Here is a 19,507-nt window from a genome sequence, read left to right as displayed (position 1 = left end):
AGCAAAACCCTTACTGGGCGGGAGGTTGCGGGTGCGCCTGGCCCAGCAGGGCCGAAAGCCGCACGTCCGGGGTCACGACGTCGGGGTCGGTCCGCACGTCGATGACGCACGGCCGCTGCCGCACCAGAGCGCTGGCGATGATCGGCTCCAGCTCTTCCCGATCGTCCACCGTGTACCCGGCCGCGCCGAGCCCGCGTGCCCACGAAGCGAAGTCGGTCAACGGGATCGAGACCCCGGAGAGCCTGCCGTGCGTGCGCGCCTGGTGTATCGCGAGCGCCCCGTGAACGCCGTTCTGGAACACCACCACCATCACCGGCGCCCGGTACCGGACGGCCGTTTCGATCTCCTGGCCGGTCATCAGCGTCCCGGCGTCTCCCACCATGGCTACCACGGTCCGCCGCGGCTCGGCCAGCTTCGCCGCCACGGCGGCCGGCACGGCGTACCCCATCGCGGCGTTGCTCGGCCCGAGCTGGCTGCGCGGCGCCGTGAAGCACCAGTAGCGGTGCATGAACTGGGCGAAGTTGCCCGCGTCGCTGGTGACGATGGTGTCCTCGGGCGCCAGCTTGCGCAGCGCGCGCACGACGTCCACCGGGTGGACCCGCGTGTTGCCGCTGGTGTCGGGCGGGGTCATGAAGGTATGGACGGCCGCGTTCGCCGCCGAAGCACGACGCGTCCGCGGCGCCGCCACCTCCCGCAGCTCCCGCAGGAACGGCTCCACCTCGGAGTCGACGCGGAAGGTCAGCCCCCGCCGCCGCGGGCTGACTTCGATGCCTGTCCCGACCATGACCAGCGTCTGCTGGGCGGTCGGGTAGCGGTAGGCCTGGGTGGTCACCTCGTCGAGCTGGGTGCCGAGCGCGAGCACGAGGTCCGCACGTTCCAAGGCGTCCAGCTGCCGGGCCGGGATGCCGAGCCCGAGGTGCCCGGCGTAGCGCGCGTGGTTCTCCGGGAAGGAGTCCTGCCGCCGGAAGGCGTTGTAGACGGGCAGCGCGAGCTCGTCGGCGACCGCGATCAGCTCGTCGCGCGCCGACCGCGCCCGCCCGCCGACGATCACCACGGGGTACTTCGCCTCGTCCACCAGCTGCGCCACGGCGTCCGCCGAACGGCCCAGCGTCCCGGACGCCGGCGGCCGCACCCGCGCCATCGGCTTCGCCGCGTCGTAGGGCATTCCCCAGATGTCGCAGGGCACGCCGAGCACAACCGGCCCCGGGCGCCCCTCCTGCGACGTCGTCAGCGCGTGCGCCAGCAGGCTGGGCAGGCTGTCCGGGTCGGTCACCCGCAAGGTCGACTTGGCGATCGACTCGAACATGTCCGTCAGGTCCGCCGTCGGCAGCTCACCGGAGGACGACGTCATCGGCTCGGTAGCCGGCGTCTCCAGCAGCACGACCATCGGCGTTTCGTCCTGGTAGGCCGTCTGGACGCCGATCGCCAGGCTCGCCGCGCTCGGCCCCCGGCTGGCGAGCAGCACGGCGGGCCGCTCGGTGAGCTTGCCCTCCGCCTCCGCCATGAACGCCGCGCCGGCGTCGTGCCGCGCCGAGACCAGCGTGATCTCCCGCTCGCGCTGAAGCGCGTCCAGCACCTCCAGGAACGACTCACCGACCACCGCGTACACGCGGCGGACCCGCGCCTCGGTCAGGATCCGCACGGCCGTCTGGGCGACGGTCGCTCCCAGTTGGTATCTAATGAGGAGAGCTTAGGCGGGCACCGTTCAGTGCAGTCAAGTGATCTTGGCCGAAACTCGGCAAGGATGGACTGAATGTCCGCTTTGACCGTCTGTCAGCCGATCATGGGAGCGAGGACCGCAGTCTTGACCGCGACCGAACGTGAAACTGTTTTTACTTATGGCGCACCGGGGTTGAAGTACGGCACGGGGGCCAGCGACGAGATCGGGTACGACCTCACGCAGTACGGCGTGCACCGCGTGCTGGTCGTGACCGACCCGCAGGTGGCCGCGACCGGCTGGCCGCGCCGCATCGCCGACGGCATCGCGGGCTACGGCATCGAGACCGAGATCTTCGACGGCGTACACGTCGAACCCACCGATGTCAGCATGCAGAAGGCGGTTGACTTCGCCCGCGGAACCGGTCCGTACGACGCGTTCGTCGCCGTCGGCGGCGGCTCGGCCATCGACACCGCCAAGGCCGCGAACCTGCTCACCAGCAACGACGGCGAGCTGATGGACTACGTCAACGCGCCGGTCGGCGGCGGCCGCGCGCCGGACCGCCCGCTGAAGCCGCTGGTCGCGGTCCCCACCACCACCGGCACCGGTTCGGAGAGCACCACGGTCTGCGTGCTGGACGTGCTGTCGCTGCGCGTCAAGAGCGGGATCAGCCACCTGCGGCTGCGCCCGACCCTCGCGGTCGTCGACCCGCGGCTCACCGTCAGCCAGCCGGCCGGCGTGACCGCCGCCAGCGGCATGGACATCCTCTGCCACGCGGCCGAGAGCTACACCGCCAAGCCGTACACCGAGTTCGACCGCAAGCGCCCGGAACAGCGCGTGCCGTACTGCGGCTCGAACCCGCTGGCCGACATGTTCGCCGAGCAGTCGCTGCGGCTGCTGTCGTGGGCCCTCCCCGCCGCGGTGCGCGACGGCTCCGACCTCAAGGCCCGCGAAGCCATGGCCCTGGCCGCGACGTTCGCCGGACTCGGGTTCGGCAACGCCGGTGTGCACATCCCGCACGCGAACGCGTACCCGATTGCCGGACAGGTCAGGGATTTCCACCCGGACGGCTACCCAGGCGAAGAGCCCATGGTGCCGCACGGCATGGCCGTCTCACTGACCGCGCCCGCCGCGTTCCGCTTCACCTTCGACGCGGCACCGGACCGCCACCTGCGCGTCGCACGCCTGCTGGCGCCCGACTTCGAGTGGCCCGGCGACTTCGCCGACCACCTGCCCGCGGTGCTGATCGACCTGATGCGGCAGATCGGCATCCCGGACGGCATCGGCGCCGTCGGCTACACGGAGTCCGATGTGGACTCCCTGGTCGAAGGAACCCTGAAGCAGCAACGGCTGCTGGCCACAGCGCCCCGCGAGGCATCCGCGGAGGACCTTTCCGGCATCCTCCGTGAGTCGGTGTCGCTGTGGTGAACGGGTACCCGCACTGGCAGACGGTTCCGTTGCGCTGGAAGGACAACGACGTCTACGGGCACGTCAACAACGTGGTGCACTACTCGCTGATGGACACCGTGATCAACACGTGGCTCATCGAGCAGGGCGGCCTCGACATCGAGACCGGGGAGGTGATCGGGCTGTGCGTCGAGTCGCACTGCGGGTATCACGCATCGGTGTCCTTTCCTGGTTCGCTCCGGGTGGGATTGCGGGTGGCACACCTCGGGAAGTCCAGCGTGCGCTACGAGATCGGCATGTACGCCGCCGACGAGTCCCTGGTCGCGGAAGGGCACTTCGTGCACGTCTTCGTGGACCGCGAGTCCCGCCGGCCGACACCGCTCTCCGGCAAGCTGCGCGCGGCGCTGGAAGCACTGCAACCTGGGTAAAGCGTGGCTCACCTCCTTCCTGACGATGCCGGTTGCCGGGCGATGTTCTTCCCGCGATTCCGATCATGCACCACCGCACCGACAGAACGCGGCGATCGGCTCGAGTTATCCACAGGGGCCGTGCGCATCGGCGTGTTGTCCACAGATCTGGAACGAGCCCTTTCGGCACCCTTCCACGGCGATACAGTGAACGGGTCCACAGTGGATGGGCAGCCGGTTCACCCGGCTCCGCACGCAGCGCAGGTGGCGACCTAGGCGTCGATCGGTGTCTGCGGCGGACCGAGTGTGCAGGCGGCCCGGCAGTGGTAGCGAATCCGCCATCGCGTCGGCGGTCGCGGACCCACTGCTTCATGCGGTCGACAGTGGTGACCGTCCTTGTTGCCGGCAGGCGCCCCGCCCGCGGGGAGGGAACACCCACTGTCGCAGAGAGCTGAACGATGGTCGCCCGGCCGTTCGCGGAAGGCGCCCCGCCCACGGCCGGGAGGACCATCGTCCACAGGACGAAGCGACGGTGCTCGCGGTCAGTCGCCGGCAGGCGCCCCGGCGACGATCGCGACCGCACCGCCCGCAGGCGGTCCGGCGGTACCGGCCGGCCCGTCTCTCTCCGGTCTGGCGACACCGGTGGCTGCTTTCCGAGCCGCCGGTGTCGCCCAGGCCTGCATGAGTTCCGCGTACCGCGCCGAGCCGGCCATCAGGTCGGCGTGGCTGCCCACCGCGGTCTCCCGGCCGTCCATGACGAGGACACGATTCGCGCGCAGGGCCGACGAAAGCCGGTGCGCGATCACCACCAGAACACCGCCACGCGCAGCGAAGGCCCGCTCCGCGCGGGCTTCCGACACCGGGTCGAGATGGGAGGTCGCTTCATCGAGGATCACGAACTCCGCCGAACTGGCGTACACCCTGGCCAACGCGAGCAGCTGTGCTTCGCCCGCGGAGACGCCTTCGCCGCCGTGACCGATCTCGGCGTCGAGTCCACCCAGGCGGCTCAGCAGCGTGCCTGCGCCCACCGCATCCGCGGCGGCCGAGAGTGCGTCGTCCGGAGCTGACGGGGCGAAGAGACCGACGTTGTCCCGCACGGTTCCCGCGAAGACGTACGCCTCCTGCGGGATCAGCGCCACCAGCTGGTGCCGGAGCGCCGCGGGTACGTCCCGGACCGGGACACCGCCCAGCAGCACCCGGCCTTCCTGGGGTGTGAGCATCCCGGTCAGCAAGCCGGCCAACGTCGACTTGCCGATACCGCTCGGCCCGACGACGGCGAGGTGCTCCCCCCGTCGCAGTCCCAGGTCCAGCCCACGGACTACGGGCTCGGCCGCCGCGCCCCAGCCGAACGTCAGGCCGCGGACCTGGACGTCGGTGCCGCGCGGGGTCGCCGTGCCATCGGACACGACCGGTAGCTCGGCCGTCTCCGCCAGCCTGCGCAGCGCGACCAGCAGGCGCAGGACGACCGTGCCGGCGGTAGCCGCCAGGCCGCGGAGAGCCGGTTGCATCGTCGTGGCCAGGTAGACCAGCGCGCCCAGCGCCGCGCCCGCGGTCAGTTCGCCGCGGGCGACCAGCCCCGGGGCCAGCGCCAGCGCCAGCAGCAACGGGACGAACCCGCCGATCGAGATCACCAGCGACCGGAGGGCGCTCGACCGCGCCACGCGGATCGCGGCCGTCGCCTGCTCGTCGACCGCGCCGTACATCGCCAGCGCGGCGATCGGCTCGGCACCGCAGGCCACGATGTCGCGCATCCCGGCCAAGGATGCGCCCGCCGTCGCGGCCGTGTGCTCGTCCGCCAGAGCCAGCGCGCGCTGGCGGCGGGCGAGTGAGGGAAGGAGGCAGACGAAGGCGACCAACGAGACGACCACCGGCACCGCGACCGGGACCACCAGCGCGCCGGCGACCGTCACGAGGCCGGCGAGCGCGGATGCCGTCGTCACCAGCATGCCGCGGGCTTGCACCAGCAGGCCGGCGGTCGCGTCGCGGACCACCTCGACGTGCTGGGTGATCCGGGCGACGCCGCTGGAGTCCGGCTGGTTGCGCGGCGGGGACTCGTCGTGCAACACACCTCGGACGACCGCGGTCACCAGAGCGTCGCGCAACGGCTCGACCACTTTGCCGAGCTGGTGCCAGACCATCCGCGAGCCGAACGCACCGAGCACGGCCGCGAGCCCGAACAACGTCAGCCAGCCGAGGCCGGACGCCGGGTCGCCGATCGAGAAACCCCGGTCCACGGACAGCTCGACGAGCCGTCCCGAGAAGAAAGCGGGTACGCCTTCGAGCACCGAACACACGAGCAGCACCACGCCGCCACGCCACTGCCCGGCGAGCGCGGACCAGTACAACCGGCGCAGGCTCACTCGTCGTCCTCCGTGAAGACGCCCCGGTACCCGGGGTCCTGCCAGAGGGCGGCGTGCGGGGCCACCGCGCGGATCCGGCCCTCCTCGAGCCAGACCACCAGGTCGGCGCGGGCGGCGGTGCCGGCGCGGTGGGTCACGACGACGCGGGTGCGGCCGGGCAACACGCTGGCCAATGCACGCTCGACCGCGGCTTCGGTGACCGTGTCGAGGCTGGCCGTGGCGTCGTCGAAGATCAGGACGCGTGGGTTGTGCACGAGCGCGCGGGCCAAACCGAGCCGCTGGGCCTCGCCGCCCGAAAGCGGCGTCTCGGTCAACGGCGTGTGGTAGCCGTCAGGGAGGCGGACGACGACCTCGTCGACCTGGGCCGTCCGGCAGGCGCTGCGGACCGCGGACTCACCGGCCCAGGAGCCGTAGCCGACCGCGTCGGCGACCGTGGTGCCGAGCAGGGCGGGCCGTTCGAAGGCGTAGCCGACAACGGCACGCAGTTCCTCGCGGCGGAGGCACTCGAGCTGGCGGCCGTCGAGCAGGACCTGGCCTTCGTCGGGCGTGATCAGCCCTCCGAGCACTCCGGCCAGCGCCGACTTGCCCGCACCCGACCGGCCGACGACCGCGAGGAACGTGCCGCCGTCGATGCGCAGGTCGATCTCCGCGAGGGCGCCGGTGACGCCGACGTGGCGGACGTCGAGGGTGCCGTCACCGGCCAGGAGCGGGAGCTTGCCGGGCTCGGGTGCGGACTCGTCGAGGACCTCGACGAGCCGTTCGGCGCAGCCGCGCGCCCGGGACAACATGGTGAGCAGCGGGATCTGGGTGACCAGGCCGAGCGCGAGGGTCACGTAGCCGAGCGTCGCGACGACGTCGCCGACGCTGAGCCGGCCCGCGAGGACGCCGAAGCCGGCCGCGGCCAGCACGGAGATTTCCACCGCGGGCGTCAGCAAGCCGGCACGCCAGACCATGCGGGCCTGCGTGCGCCAGATGCCGAGCCCGGCCATGCCCAGCTTCGGCAGGGGGCGCAGTACGCGCTCGGCTTCGCGGTCGGCTGTGCCGGACGCCGCGATCGTGCGGAGGCCGGCGACCGCGTCGACCATCCGGGCGGCGAGTTCGCCGGAAACCCGCTGGTAGGCGAGGACGTCGTCGGCGGTGTGCTTGAGGTGGCTGCGAGCGAGCAGCAGCGCGAACGGGATGCTGCCGAGGAAGACGAGCGCCAAGCGCCACTCGAGCAGGGCGAGCAGCACCACGGCGCCGGAGGAGATGACCAGCATCGAGCCGCATTGGACGACGATCGTCACGATGCCGCCGGCGCCGACGCAGTCGCCGGTGAGCCTGCTGATCGCGTCGCCCTCGGCGAGGCGTGAACGGGCGCCGAGCGCGAAGAGCTTGTCGGAGAGCGTGCGGCGCAACCACGCGGAGGCGGTCGCCGTCACGCGGGTGGTCAGGATCCCGCCGACGACGTCGGCCGCGATCTCCGCGCCGCCGACGAGCAGCAGCCACGAGACTTCGGGCCAGCTCGGGCGGCCCGCGACCACGGCGTCGACCGCAGCCGCGAGCGCGCCGGGAAGGAGCAGACCGGCCGCGGTGGCGACCAGGGCGGTGAGGACGATGGCGGCGAGTCGCGGTCGGTCGAGGCCGGCTACCCGGACCAGCAACCGATCGGCGGAGCCGCGCATCTCACTCCTTCGGACGAGGTACCGCCGAGGCGGTACCGGGGCCACAATGAACGTGCGGGAGCGGCGCACTTGGCCTGTGCCGCTCCCGCACTGTTCACCTAGGCACTACTTGCGGCGGACTTGCCAGGTCAGTGGCAGGTCAGCAGCGAGAGGGTGCTGTTGGTGCAGGAGGCCAGCAGGCTCAGGTTCGACGGCGCGCCGCCCCCGCCGCCGTGACCACCGTTGAGCACCTCGGGGGTCTCCAGGGCCTGCAGCTCCAGAACGAGTTCCATGGTGTTCCTTTCCTCGGTTTCTTCGTGTCCGCCGGTCTTCAACGACCGGAGGTGTGGGGGGACGGCGTGCCGCCCAGGAAGGGCAGCACCTCCTTGCCGTCCAGGAGGGCGGCGAGTGCGAGGAGGATCCCCGCGCCGCCGGTGGTGACGTCCATCGACAACCGCAGCAGCTGGTTGCCGGGGAAGGCGAGCCCGCCGCGGAACGGCACCGCGTACCAGGCCAGCCGGGCCAGGTGCAGGTCGATCGCGTCGCGGACGCGCTGCTCGGGTTCGGCGCCCATGCCGAGGGCGACCGCGAGCCCGAGCCGGCCGTAGAGCAGGCCGGGGTGGATCACGAACTCGCCGCGGCACGACTGGCGCAGCTCGGGCAGGCTTTCGCAGGCGACGGCGTCCGGACGGTGGCGAGCCAGCTGCTCGGCGACCGTGAGGATCCCCGCGCTGCCGATGCCGGCGTACGGGAGCGTGCGCGTTGCGCCGTCACGAACCTGCAGTGACGCGTCGTCGGCGAGCACGCATTCTTCGAGGTCACGGCGCAGCGCCTGGTCGGCGAACGCCAGCCACGCCGGCTCGCCAGTGCCTTCGAAGAGCCGGATGAACAGCAGCGCCGGGCCGGACCAGCCGGACAGCAGTCCCGCGCGGGCGAACTTCCCGGGCGGCGCCGCGGTTTCGAGCGCCTCGGCCAGCCGGACGGCGGTGGACAGTGCCTGCCGGCCGAACTCGTTGTCCTGCCGGGCCGCGGCGAAGTGCAGCTGCGTCAGGCCGATGCCGGCCAGTCCGCCCTCGAGCGCGTGGTCGGTGGTCTGCTCGACGAGCCGCGCCGACGACGCCAGCAGCCGGCTCGCCTCGTCGTGGTGACCGAGGTTCTCCAGCACGTACGCGATGCCGTAACTGCCGTCGTAGAACCCGGGCCGGGTCGGCGGCTCACGGCGGACCGAGTCGATCAGCCAGCGCTCGTGTTCGGGGAACCGGCCGGCGCCGGTGACGTCGAGGGCGTGCAGCACACCCGCGGCACCGACACCGAAACAGGCGCCGCCGACCCGGAACTGCTCGATGTCGCCGGGGAACAGCCGGTCCTGGCGCTCGGGAGTCGCGCTGGCCAGGATCGCCTCGGCGATCTGCTTGCGGACCAGCGGCCAGTCCGGTTTCTCCTGGTCGAGCTCCGTGTGAACCGGTGCCGGCTCCGCGGTCTTCTCACGCGAAGCCAGCACCGCGACTGCGGCGTCGGCATAGCCCTCGGGCAGGCCGAACCGGCGTTCGACGAAGTCGGCGATGCCATGCAGCTTCGCCGGTGCCAGCTCCAGCAACGCTGACAGCGGCAGGAAGATCCACAGCCGCAGCGCCGCGAGGGCGTGCTCGTCGATCTCGAAGCCGTTGCGGTCGGCCGGTGCGCGGAAGCCCGGCGCGCCGAGCGCGGGCCGTTCGCCGGACTCGACGTCGGCGGCCATTTCGAAGTCGATCAGCGAGACTCGGCTCTCGTCGTCTTCGTCGATCAGGATGTTCAGCGCGTGCAGGTCACCGAAGACAAAGCCGCGGGCGTGGATCGCCTCGATCATTTCCTCGACCTTCGCGAGCACGGCCAGCGCCCGTGCGGCGTACTCGGTGAGGTCGGCTTCGGTCGTGTCGCGCCTGGTCAGCGGATAGTTGCGAGCCAGCCAGTTGCCCAGCGACGTGCCGGGCATGTACTCCATGGCGAGGTAGTGATGTTCCCAGACGGTGAAGTGCTCGAAGGCACGGGGAACGCCGGGGATGCCGGCCAGCGCGTCGAGCACCTCGTGCTCGCGGCGCAGCCGTGCGACGGCGTCGATCTGGGCGCGGTCCAGGCCGGCGTGGGGCCGGGCTTCCTTGAGCACGACCTCGTCGCCGCCCGCCTTCGGGTCGGCGAGGTAGACGCCGCCGCCGTTGGAGAAGTGCAGCGAGCTCGTCACCCGATAGGGGAACTGGCTCGGGTCGCCGGCCTTACGCGCGGCGATGCTGCTCTGCAAACAAGCCGGAACTTTCACCCAGTCGGGGATGGAGAACGTCGGTTCCCGCTTGTCCGGCACCAGCCGGCCGTCCGGCTTGCGGATCGCCAAGACGCGGTTGCCGTCGTGTTCGACCCACTGTTCGGCGAATCCGCCGTAACGCACGTAGAGTGGTCCGTCGCCGTATCGCAGGTCGCTCAGGATATAGGCGCCGTGCTCACCTTCGAGCCGGGTCCCCAGATCTTCGAGAACACGCCCCAGCTCGTCTTCGTCAGCCGGGTAAATGGTGATGAGCTTGGCGCTGCCGTCACGGGGGGCGTATTTCGAATTGCGGGCGAGCAGGATCATCAGCGAGCGAAGGTGCTTGTAGGAGATCCGGTGCTCGATACAGTACTCGTGCACCTGCACGAGCACTCGCCGGGCATTGTCCAGACCAGCGGAAACGTGGATTTTCCAGCCCTGACCAGGCAGCTCGCGACCCTCGGGGTGCAGCACTCGCCAGACCCCGCGACCGGCGGTGACCCAGCCAGTGGCCGGCATCGGCAGTGCCTGGGCAAAGTCGTCGACCGGCGCGCCGATTTCCTGTTGTTCGTCGTAGAACAACGGGTCGGCGAAGCAAAATGCTTCGTAGCGCAGGTCCATCGAAGATACCCCTTCGTGTGTTCCCCCGGGTACCTCGGCACCGGGGACGAGGAATATTCCCCCATGCCGGACGGCCTCGCGCCTATCCGCCAACCCGGGGGTTCAACTGGGCTATCCGAGGTAGGCAAAAAGGGCACATACCGGCCGGTAGTCGAACCCAGCGTGATTCTTGGCCGATGGCCAACCACCCTGTCGGGGTGTAACACGAAGCTTTTTGCAACATTCCCGCAGGTCCACACCAAGATAACACGGAATAAACGACGGAATTGGCACAATGCCATCAAGACCTTCTGGTGATCAATTAACTCGGTGCGAGCACAACTGGTCACCTCGGACAAGTCCACAGTGGAGCGGCCCGGGTGGTCCACGCCACCCCGCGGCACCTCGGCGGACGGACCCATCGGCACTACGGAGTACGTTGGCCCCCGGCGGACCGGAAGGAGGAACGGGTGGTCTTCGGATTCGCCGTGACGGTCGCCGTGGCGGCCACGCTCGTCGCGCTGTGGAGCTTCGTCCAGTCGGCCCGCAACCGGCTGCCCGACAAACCGCTCCTGGTCGCGCTCGCAGTCCTCCAACTGCTCCTGGTCGCCCAGCTGGTGATCGGGATCGTGCTGCTCGCCGGCGGCGACCGCCCGGGCAGCCTGGCGACCTACCTGGCCTACCTGATCGGCAGCCTGGTCGTGCTGCCCGTCGGCGCCGCCTGGGCGCTGGCCGAACGCAGCCGGTCGAGCACGGCGGTGCTCGGCATCGCCTGCATCGCCATCCCGGTGATGGTGTTGCGACTGAACGAGGTGTGGAGTGGAGCAACAGCGTAGGACGGCCACCGGCCCCGGACGGGTGCTCGTCGCCGTGTACGCGATCTTCGCGCTGGCGGCGACGTCGCGGGCCGGCGTCCAGATCGGCACGAAGTTCCACGAAGCCCCGCTGGCGTACCTGCTCTCGGCGTTCGCCGCGGTCGTCTACATCGTCGCGACCATCGCGCTGGCCCGCCGCGGCGACGGCTGGTGGCGCGTGGCCTTGACGGCCTGCTCGATCGAGCTCCTGGGTGTGCTGACCATCGGCACGCTGAGCCTCGTCGACGCGGCCGCGTTCCGGCACCCGACGGTCTGGTCGGTCTACGGCGAGGGTTACCTGTTCATCCCGCTGGTGCTGCCGGTCGTCGGGTTGTACTGGCTGCGCCGGACCGCCCCGGCGAAGGTCACGGCCTGAGCCCGCCGCAGTCGAACAGCACTCCGGCCGTGGCGGCGTCCGCGCCGATCCGCGCGGGTGGCACCGATCGGCAGTGCTTCGCCTCCCAGCCGATCCGCCGGGTGAGCTCGCCCGCGTCCCCCACCGACACCTCGGCCCGCTGCTTCGAGCCGGCGCGCCCGATGTCGACGAACACCTGGGGCAGCAGCACGAACCGCAGCTTCCCGGCCGACACCCACCGCGGCAGGTCCGCGGCGGCCGGCGCCGGGTCGAAGCCGAGGTAACCGCCGAGCGGCGCCACGCGAGCGTCGGTGTTCAGCAGGAACGGGTCCGCGCCGTACGTGCCACCCTCGACCGCCAGCACGATCTCAGCGGACGGCGCCTGGGCCTGGGCGTACTCGAGCACCTCCCGCTGCCCCGGGCCCAGGAGGTACGCACTCTCCATGAACCGGACGTACCCGGCTTCGGCGCCCTGACCGGTGTTGATGCCGACGACGGTGCGCAACGCGGACGTCGACGGCGGCCCGGCACCCGGGTCGGCCGTCTCCAGCACGCTGACCGGCCGCGTCGCAGTGTCGAGGGCGAAGGCCGCGGGACCGGCGACGACGGCGGCCAGTCCGGCCACAACCGCCACGGCTCCCGCACGAAGGAGCGCCGCGACGACCGCGAGCAGCGCCAGGGCGAGCACGGTGTACCGCAGCCACGGCGCCCAGTCCGGCGTCCGGTCGAGGAGGACGTAGGCGAAGACCGCCGACCCGGCCACCGCGGCCGGCAGCACGAACCGGGCCGGTCCCCCGGCGCGGTACCAGCTCCAGGCCGTGACCAGCCCCGCCGCGGCGAGCGCCGCGATGGCGGGGGCGAGCTCGGCGGTGTAATACGCGTGGAAGATGCCGCCGGTGAACGAAAAGACCCCTGCGCCGACGACCAGCCAGCCGCCCCACATCGCCCAGCCCGCCTTCACGAGAGGCGCGGCGCCGCGGGCGCGGCACACGGCGACAACCAGGGAAACCAGCGCCAGCGGCAACAGCCAGGCGATCTGACCGCCGACCTCGGCGTCGAACAACCGCAGCGGCCCCGGCCCGCCACCGAGGGCCGCGCCGACCGTGGCGCCGTAACCGCCACCGATCCCGGTGGCCCCGCCGACCAGGCGCGTCAGGCCGTTGTAACCGAAGGCGAGCTGCCAGACCGAGCCGTCCGTGGTGCTGCCGACGAACGGCTTCGCGCCCGGCCACAGGCTCACGGCCACCGGCCAGGACAGCGACACGGCCAGCGTCACCACGCCCGCCAGGCCGATCTGCGCGAGCCGGCGACCGCGTGACCCGGGAGCTGCGACGAAGTAGGCCAGCGCCAGCCCGGGCAGCACGATCCACGCGGCGAGCATCTTCGTGAGGAACCCGAGCCCGACGAACACGCCGGCCCACACCAGCCACCGCGTCCCGGCCTCCTCGACCGCCCGGGTGACGCAGTAGGCGGCGAGCAGCAGGAGGAGCACCAGCAGGGTGTCCGGCAGGTTGTCGCGGTTGATCGCCGCGGTGATCGGCGTCAGCGCGAACAGCGCCGCGGCGAGCAGAGCGGTCCGCGGTCCCGCCCAACGGCGCACCACCCGGTTCAGCACGAACACGGCGGCGACCCCCTCGACGACCTGGACCAGCGCGATCGCCCAAGGGTGGAAGCCGAACACCGCGACGCCGAGGGTCTGCGTCCAGAACGCGAGCGGCGGTTTGTCGACCGTGACGACGCCCGCCGGGTCGAAGCCCGCGAAGAAGAACGCCGAGATGTCGCGCGACATCGAGTGGACCGCGGAGACGTAGTACGGCTGCAGCGGCCGGCTGCCCAGCGCCCACCCCCACAGCACCGCCGCGACGGCGAGGACCACCCCCACCGCAACCCACTCGCCCCGCCTGGTCCGCACCTCGGCCGTCACCGTCATGTCTCCCCCTCCGGTCCCCGAAAACGCTAGGGCGGCGCGGCGCCGGAGTCCTCAAGCCCCGGATTGAACCCGATGGGTGGGGCCTCCACCCCTGGGTTGAGCGCGGAACAGTACGGGGAACTGCACGTAGCCCGGTCCGGGAAATAAATACGGATTCGACCGGACTTTCGTCGGTTCCGGACATTCCCCGCGAACTCGGACACTTTCGGAGTTCGGTCCCCACCGGCTTTCCCCCGCGCGGTTCTCCGCGCGAAAAGGAGTCAGCGTGAAATTCGGCAAGTTCGTCCTGCTGGCCGCGAGCACCGCACTGGCCGTCGTCGGCCTCGGCGGCCCCGCGGCGGCCGAGAGCACCCCGCAGGCCCAGCCGTCGATCATCGGCGGCAGCACCGCGTCGAGCGGTCCGTGGGCCGCCCGGCTGTTCGTGAACGGCCAGCAGAACTGCACCGCGACGATCATCGCGCCGCAGTACATCCTCACCGCCAAGCACTGCGTGAGCAGCTCCGGCACCTACACGTTCCGGATCGGCAGCCTGGACCAGTCCAGCGGCGGCACGATGGCCACCGGCTCGACGATCACCCGCTACAACGGCAGCGCCGACCTGGCGATCGTCAAGCTGACGACGTCGGTGAACGCGACGTACTCACCGCTCGGCAGCGTCGGCGACGTCTCGGTCGGCCAGAACGTCTCGGTCTACGGCTGGGGCGCGACCAGCCAGTGCGGCTCCGAGATCAACTGCCAGTCGCGGTACCTGAAGGTCGCGACGGTCCGCGTCAACTCGATCGGCTGCAGTGACTACACGGGCGGCGTCGCGGTGTGCGCGAACCGCGTCAACGGCATCACCGCCGGCGGCGACTCGGGCGGCCCGATGTTCGCCTCCGGCCGCCAGGTCGGCGTCGCGTCGACCAGCGACCGGTCGAACAACACCGCGTACACGAACATCACGCGTTATCGCAGCTGGATTTCCCAGGTGGCCGGGGTCTGATTCCCGGAAGTATTCTTCCGGCCCTGCGACGTCAGATGTCGCGGGGCCGGAAGAAAGCAACGAGCCGCGCGCTGGACAGCGCGTCCCAGCCATCGGTGGTGGCGAGCAAGGCCGCGGCACCGGTCGGGAACTTGGCCTGAACCAGCCGGGTGTCTTCACCACGGCCGGCAAGGTGCAGGGTGAAGTCGCTGACACCGGGTTCGTGCCCGACGAGCGCAAGCGTCGTGACTTCCGGCGGCATCCGGCGAGCAGCGTTCAGGAACTCGTCGACGTCGCCGCCGTAGAGGTCTTCGTCGTACTCGACGGGCGGCTGCGCCGGGAGCGCTTCGCTGAGTCGTTGCCAGGTTTCGCGGGTACGGCGAGCGGTGGAGCAGACGACTCGCTCGGGGACGTGCCCGGTTTCGGTGAGCCAACGGCCGAGCTTGGGCGCATCGCGGATGCCACGGGCCGCGAGGGGCCGTTCGTGGTCCGGGAGGTCGTCCGACCAGTCCGACTTGGCGTGCCGGAGAACGATGAGCCACCTGGTCGCGTCCATGGCCGTCACCCTAGCGACGCCAGGCGTCGACCTGGCTTTGAGTGGGCCGCCTGGGGCTCGAACCCAGAACCTACGGAGAATAAGCCCAGGTCAGCGGCTAGTTCTCGTCATCTGTCGATACCAGTCTTCACCTGCATGGACGTCCGCGCCAAACGATCATGCTCGGTCACTGGTTCTCGTCGTTCTGCGTCGTTTCCCGGGGGAAAACCGGGGAGATGATCATGCTCTCTTCGCGGCTCTTGCTGCCAGCTCGCGCGTACCTTCTGTACCGCCCACAGCTCCCCCGCCATCCCGATACGAAGCCAGCACGCGGCCGGTGGCGTCGGGTCAAGGCACGCTTCTCAGCCTTGACGCGGCGTCACCGGCCGTTGTCACGATCAAGCTTCGGGATGGCGCTTACCGCCAGATGGGCGTAACACGGTGGCATCTGGCGGCGACCCGGGTTGTACGACTCATCGGCGAGGGAGGGCTCGACGTTGACTGGATGGCTCAGACACGCCGTCGGCGGGCGGCGCTGCGCAACTGCACCGAAGGCGGCCACGCCGCCCGGCCGGTCGGCAGAGCGGAGCGGAGCCGACCGTGCCGGGCACGGGCGTGGTCGCCAACGGGAGCAGTTACGCCAGGCGACCGGCGCGCCGCCCGGCGGCGCGCCCTTGATCCCATAGAGCCAAATTCGGCAGTATGCTTCGACACAAAGATGACGAGAGGGTTCAGGAATCATGGCAAAGCGAGTGTTCATCAGCTTCGACTACGACTACGACCAGTTTCTAAAGGAAGCTTTAGTTGGACAGTCAAAAAATGCCGACTCGCCGTTTTCAATTTCAGATTGGTCAATCAAGGAAGCCTCCGCGGACTGGAAGAAAAAAGCGCGATACCGAATTCGCGCGTCCGATATTGTAGTCGTGCTATGCGGAGAACATACTCACCAGGCAATCGGGGTCGGCGTTGAGCTTGAAATAGCTCAAGAAGAAGAGATTTCTTACTTTCTCCTACAGGGCTACAGTTCGAAAACTTGCTACAAGCCTACTACGGCGCGCGCATCAGACAAGATGTACAACTGGACCTGGCCGAATCTCAAGAAGCTAATCGGTGGCGCCAGGTGACGGATAAAGCGTCGGAGATCGACCCGCGGGAACTCGAATTATACAAGCTGGCCGTTGAGATGGCCGATCGAGTATCAGCAAGGCGCTCGACCGCGAATACGTTCTACCTGACCGTCCAAACTGCTTTTGTCACAGTTCTGGGAATAGTCACACCTAAGCTAAATGAATCCAATTGGTGGAACTCTTTAGTCGTATCAATTGTCGGGATGGCAATTTCGATATCGTGGTGGCTGCAGTTGAGGAGCTACCGAGATCTGAATAGGGCAAAGTTTACGGTCATCAACAAAATGGAAGATAGACTACCGGTTAGCATCTTCTCCGATGAATGGGAAAGCCTCAAAAGAGATCCAATTCCAGGATGGCGTGGAAGATACGCCGAACTGGGAACAATTGAGCGAATAATACCTGCACTGTTTGCCGTTTTGTACATACTACTGCTGGTTGCTAGACTCACCTAATGTCTAACTACCTGTCCGATCTGGCGGCAAGAGTCAGAGCAGCGGTACCATCGGAAATCGAGCCACCGGCAGATACTGATGACCTGTTCGTCCTGTACGCGATCCTCGTTCGAGCAAAGGGCACAAAGACTTCACTCTCGGACGTACATGATGCATGGTCTGGTTGGATCATCCAGAAGGGTATGCAACACAAGTCTCTTGTACCATTTGATCAACTAGATGCGCGCACCAAGTCAGAAGATGACCCCTACCTAGCCGCAATCCATAAGGTCGCACGCGACCTGGGTAAGAACACCTAAACAGATGCCTGAAGACGAGCATGGCGGCGCAAAAGACGGCCGCTCTTCCTACCTAGAGCCGGGAACTGGGTACGGGGCCTCGATTTTCTTCAGCTTTCCGAAGCCTTACAATGCTGCTCAAATAGCCTTCATTAGGCACTTGTCGGAGAACTTAAAGAGCCGAGGATTTTTCCCACGCACACTAGGGGTCACCGACTACGACATGGACGCACCCCTGCGGGCCGTCAGGCGCCTAATGTTTGAATCCCACGGTCTTCTCGCTGTAGCATTTAGACGGATTTACGTTGAATCCGGCACGGGCAACTTTCGAGCCGACCTCGACCATATCAATCAGTATCCATTGTCGGACGTCTGGCTCAGCACTCCTTGGATCCACATTGAGCCAGCGATGGCTTACCAACTCGGTCTACCCACTTTGATCATGCGAGAAAGCGGCGTTCTCGCAGATGGACTCCTCGAAAAGGGTGTAACAGGTCTGTACGCACCAGAGTTTGACCTTACAGGAGATCCACTCAACTACCTGAAGTCATCGGAATGGAATCAAATACTAACTCGCTGGGAGCATCAAGTGCGAACAGTGCTTGAAAGAAAAGGGAATCCGCCCAGGCTGTACGACTAGCCGGTCATTGATTCATTCTGCAAGCGCGGCCGCATTAACGGATTTCCATTACATAACGCAGTTCATAGCGATCAGCTGGGAAAAGAATATCCGCTGTCTCCACTGCAAGGTCGTCTTCCGCGCCGAAACGATCGGCAATGCGGAACGTCTGCGTGATCTGCACGACCGGCCGGTTCGCCGGGATGTCTAGAAGCTTGGCCTCCTCGGCAGTCGGCGTGCGGATGTCCAGGCGCTCTTCAACCTGGTTAACCTCGTGTCCGATCGCCGAGAACCGGTCGACGATGCCCTTGTCGGCGTGCAGCCCCTCGTGCGGCAGCTCGATGTCCGTCCCGCCCGTGATGGCCAGCGGCTCCCAAGCCAGGCTGCTCGTGACAGGCTGCGGCGGGTTCCCCATCCGGATGAAGTAGCGGGTACAGGTCACCGGGTCGCCCTCGTTGATGCCCAGCCGCTCGGCGATGTTGGCCGGCGCCGTCGTCTTGGTCGTCTTGTGCTCGACCTGCATCTCGACGTTCGCAGCCTCGGCCTCGCGCACGTACGTGCGGGCCTCTTGGCCTCGGAAGTAGCGCAGCGGCGCGATCCGGGTCAGCTTGTCCAGGCGCCGGACGAACACACCCTTGCCCCGGATGCCGTTCGCGAAGCCCCACTCCCGTAGCAGGCGCATCGCAGCGCGCGCGGTGATCGGCGAGACGTCGTGGATCTCGCAGAGCTGAGCCTCGCTTGGCAGCTTCTCCCCATCCCGCAGCTCGCCGCTGATGATCCGGGCCCGGTACTCCTTGGCGATCTGCTTGTAGCGGGGCTCGTCGTTGTCCGGGAACTCCGGGTGGTCGCCGAACAGCAGCTCTGACATGTCTCCTCCTGGTCGTTGCCTGTCATCGTCTCATGAACCTCGTATGTTGACAGCTTCACATACGAGGTTTACCTTCGTATACGAGGTTGGTTCGAACGGACCAACGCAGGCCCGGACGGCGGGCACCACGAAGAGCAAGGGACACACGATGGCGATCACCAGGGGACACCGGTTCGAGATCGGCTTCGACCACGCCTTCCCGCAGGGGTTGGTGCTGGTCGGCGAGGTCTCGCCGGACAACGAGTACCAGTCTCGGGAGGACAAGGCGGCTGGCCGGCCTGCTCGACAGCGGGTCGACGAGATCACCGGTAAGCGGCAGTGGAAGGCCACGGTCACTGACCCGGATGAGACGAAGGCGAAGCGAGCATCGTTCGAGATCACGCTCTTGGCCGACGTGCAGCCAGTGCCGACCACGGCGGAGGCGCTGCCGGGGATGCGTCCGATCGAGCTGGACGGCCTGACGGCTGAGCCGAAAGTCGCTGGTCAGGGTGAGTTCAAGTACCAGTCGTACGTCTACCGTGCCACCGGCTTCAAGTCCGCGGCTTCCGGTGGCGGCACGAAGTCGGCTCGGACGAACACCGAGTCGACGCCCAAGGCCGCGTGATGGGTGCCCTGGTGCCCAGGAACGGGAGCATTTCGCTCGCACCTGGGTACCTGGTCGAAGCCTGGGAGGCGGCCTACCGGCGCTATGGCGACCTGTCGACACGGGCAGGCGACCAGGCCGACGGCCGTACCGCTCATGCTCTGGCTGCCGCTTCGGTCGACGTCGCGACTGCCTGGCGAGGTCTCGCGAGTCAGGGCCAGCTTTCCTGGTGGGTGCTCGCGGCCGTCACCGCCGCAATCGAAGGGTTCGAGGAACAGGCGCTCCTGTGGCAGGCGCGCTCGGACAGCGAGGAAGGACAAGGCCATGGCGTTCAACGCGACGTGGGCCCCTGGGCCGGAAGCGGTCGCGGGGATGCAGGTCGTCGGAATCCACCACAACCAACCGGCGCTCGTGATGTACCTGGACAAGGACAGCATCGCGATCACGACACCGGGTGGCCCGGCGACGTGGCCGGAGTTCGTCAGGTTCCTCCGCGAACTCCGCGACGCGGCTGACGAAATGGTCAAGGTTCTGCAGACCGAGCCGGGCGAGTCCGGCACCTAAGTCCGGCACGGGGACGGTTGGAAGTTTGG

Annotated in this window: 19 protein-coding genes; 11 read left to right on the top strand and 8 right to left on the bottom strand. The window is 68.4% G+C overall.

Features of this window, described 5'->3' with window-relative positions; genetic code table 11:
- Window positions 1-10: 10 nt before the first annotated feature.
- Window positions 11-1,642, bottom strand: a complete 1,632-nt coding sequence (locus ACIA5G_RS01980; protein ID WP_395920362.1) for a thiamine pyrophosphate-binding protein — start codon at window positions 1,640-1,642, stop codon at window positions 11-13.
- 141 nt (window positions 1,643-1,783) lie between these two features.
- Between ACIA5G_RS01980 and ACIA5G_RS01975 the strand changes: the two genes are divergently transcribed.
- Both ACIA5G_RS01975 and ACIA5G_RS01970 read left to right on the top strand, forming a co-directional pair.
- Window positions 1,784-3,085: a hydroxyacid-oxoacid transhydrogenase gene (locus ACIA5G_RS01975; RefSeq protein ID WP_395921847.1), complete on the top strand. Its 1,302-nt coding sequence runs from the start codon at window positions 1,784-1,786 to the stop codon at window positions 3,083-3,085.
- Window positions 3,079-3,492: an acyl-CoA thioesterase gene (locus tag ACIA5G_RS01970; protein ID WP_395920361.1), complete on the top strand. Its 414-nt coding sequence runs from the start codon at window positions 3,079-3,081 to the stop codon at window positions 3,490-3,492. The genes ACIA5G_RS01975 and ACIA5G_RS01970 overlap by 7 nt, the downstream gene beginning before the upstream one ends.
- Window positions 3,493-4,013: 521 nt before the next feature.
- On the opposite strand, the gene ACIA5G_RS01965 is transcribed toward ACIA5G_RS01970, so the two are convergent.
- The 4 genes from ACIA5G_RS01965 to lanKC form a co-directional block, all read right to left on the bottom strand.
- Window positions 4,014-5,831: an ATP-binding cassette domain-containing protein gene (locus tag ACIA5G_RS01965; protein ID WP_395920360.1), complete on the bottom strand. Its 1,818-nt coding sequence runs from the start codon at window positions 5,829-5,831 to the stop codon at window positions 4,014-4,016.
- Window positions 5,828-7,495: an ABC transporter ATP-binding protein gene (locus ACIA5G_RS01960; protein WP_395920359.1), complete on the bottom strand. Its 1,668-nt coding sequence runs from the start codon at window positions 7,493-7,495 to the stop codon at window positions 5,828-5,830. The genes ACIA5G_RS01965 and ACIA5G_RS01960 overlap by 4 nt, the downstream gene beginning before the upstream one ends.
- 128 nt (window positions 7,496-7,623) lie before the next feature.
- A complete protein-coding gene (locus ACIA5G_RS01955; RefSeq protein ID WP_155548626.1) occupies window positions 7,624-7,767 on the bottom strand; it encodes a SapB/AmfS family lanthipeptide in 144 nt (47 codons plus the stop codon).
- Window positions 7,768-7,805: 38 nt separating this feature from the next.
- Window positions 7,806-10,370, bottom strand: coding sequence for a class III lanthionine synthetase LanKC (gene lanKC / locus ACIA5G_RS01950; protein ID WP_395920358.1), 2,565 nt, complete (start codon window positions 10,368-10,370; stop codon window positions 7,806-7,808).
- A 449-nt stretch (window positions 10,371-10,819) separates the two neighbouring features.
- Between lanKC and ACIA5G_RS01945 the strand changes: the two genes are divergently transcribed.
- Window positions 10,820-11,185, top strand: coding sequence for a hypothetical protein (locus tag ACIA5G_RS01945; RefSeq protein WP_395920357.1), 366 nt, complete (start codon window positions 10,820-10,822; stop codon window positions 11,183-11,185).
- Window positions 11,186-11,207: 22 nt separating this feature from the next.
- Window positions 11,208-11,579: a hypothetical protein gene (locus ACIA5G_RS01940; RefSeq protein WP_395921846.1), complete on the top strand. Its 372-nt coding sequence runs from the start codon at window positions 11,208-11,210 to the stop codon at window positions 11,577-11,579.
- Here the strand turns inward: ACIA5G_RS01940 and ACIA5G_RS01935 are convergent.
- Complete coding sequence (locus ACIA5G_RS01935) at window positions 11,569-13,488, bottom strand: ArnT family glycosyltransferase (RefSeq protein WP_395920356.1); 1,920 nt, start codon at window positions 13,486-13,488, stop codon at window positions 11,569-11,571. The genes ACIA5G_RS01940 and ACIA5G_RS01935 overlap by 11 nt on opposite strands.
- A gap of 265 nt (window positions 13,489-13,753) precedes the next feature.
- Here ACIA5G_RS01935 and ACIA5G_RS01930 point away from each other — a divergent pair, with 265 nt between their 5' ends.
- A complete protein-coding gene (locus ACIA5G_RS01930; RefSeq protein ID WP_395920355.1) occupies window positions 13,754-14,470 on the top strand; it encodes a S1 family peptidase in 717 nt (238 codons plus the stop codon).
- Between the two features lie 31 nt (window positions 14,471-14,501).
- Here ACIA5G_RS01930 and ACIA5G_RS01925 read toward each other — a convergent pair whose 3' ends face one another.
- Window positions 14,502-15,005: a SixA phosphatase family protein gene (locus ACIA5G_RS01925; RefSeq protein WP_395920354.1), complete on the bottom strand. Its 504-nt coding sequence runs from the start codon at window positions 15,003-15,005 to the stop codon at window positions 14,502-14,504.
- A gap of 719 nt (window positions 15,006-15,724) precedes the next feature.
- Here ACIA5G_RS01925 and ACIA5G_RS01920 point away from each other — a divergent pair.
- From ACIA5G_RS01920 to ACIA5G_RS01905, 4 genes are read left to right on the top strand one after another with little or no spacing between them, the layout of a single operon-like run.
- Window positions 15,725-16,108: a TIR domain-containing protein gene (locus ACIA5G_RS01920; protein WP_395920353.1), complete on the top strand. Its 384-nt coding sequence runs from the start codon at window positions 15,725-15,727 to the stop codon at window positions 16,106-16,108.
- Window positions 16,105-16,566 carry a hypothetical protein gene (locus ACIA5G_RS01915; RefSeq protein WP_395920352.1) on the top strand — a complete coding sequence of 154 codons (462 nt, stop codon included), beginning with the start codon at window positions 16,105-16,107 and terminating at the stop codon, window positions 16,564-16,566. The genes ACIA5G_RS01920 and ACIA5G_RS01915 overlap by 4 nt, the downstream gene beginning before the upstream one ends.
- The gene (locus ACIA5G_RS01910) at window positions 16,566-16,865 is read left to right on the top strand and encodes a hypothetical protein (protein ID WP_395920351.1); all 300 of its coding nucleotides are present in this window, start codon (window positions 16,566-16,568) and stop codon (window positions 16,863-16,865) included. Before ACIA5G_RS01915 ends, ACIA5G_RS01910 begins: the two co-directional genes overlap by 1 nt.
- Before the next feature lie 4 nt (window positions 16,866-16,869).
- Window positions 16,870-17,484 carry a hypothetical protein gene (locus tag ACIA5G_RS01905; protein ID WP_395920350.1) on the top strand — a complete coding sequence of 205 codons (615 nt, stop codon included), beginning with the start codon at window positions 16,870-16,872 and terminating at the stop codon, window positions 17,482-17,484.
- A gap of 34 nt (window positions 17,485-17,518) precedes the next feature.
- On the opposite strand, the gene ACIA5G_RS01900 is transcribed toward ACIA5G_RS01905, so the two are convergent.
- Window positions 17,519-18,331, bottom strand: coding sequence for a GntR family transcriptional regulator (locus ACIA5G_RS01900; RefSeq protein WP_395920349.1), 813 nt, complete (start codon window positions 18,329-18,331; stop codon window positions 17,519-17,521).
- 148 nt (window positions 18,332-18,479) lie between these two features.
- On the opposite strand from ACIA5G_RS01900, the gene ACIA5G_RS01895 reads away from it, so the two are divergent.
- Window positions 18,480-18,935: a hypothetical protein gene (locus ACIA5G_RS01895; RefSeq protein WP_395920348.1), complete on the top strand. Its 456-nt coding sequence runs from the start codon at window positions 18,480-18,482 to the stop codon at window positions 18,933-18,935.
- A gap of 303 nt (window positions 18,936-19,238) precedes the next feature.
- A complete protein-coding gene (locus ACIA5G_RS01890) occupies window positions 19,239-19,478 on the top strand; it encodes a hypothetical protein (protein WP_395920347.1) in 240 nt (79 codons plus the stop codon).
- Window positions 19,479-19,507 lie beyond the last annotated feature (29 nt).

The sequence above is a fragment of the Amycolatopsis sp. NPDC051758 genome (genome assembly GCF_044453095.1).
GTDB lineage: Bacteria > Actinomycetota > Actinomycetes > Mycobacteriales > Pseudonocardiaceae > Amycolatopsis.
This window is presented reverse-complemented; position numbering and strand designations above follow the sequence as displayed.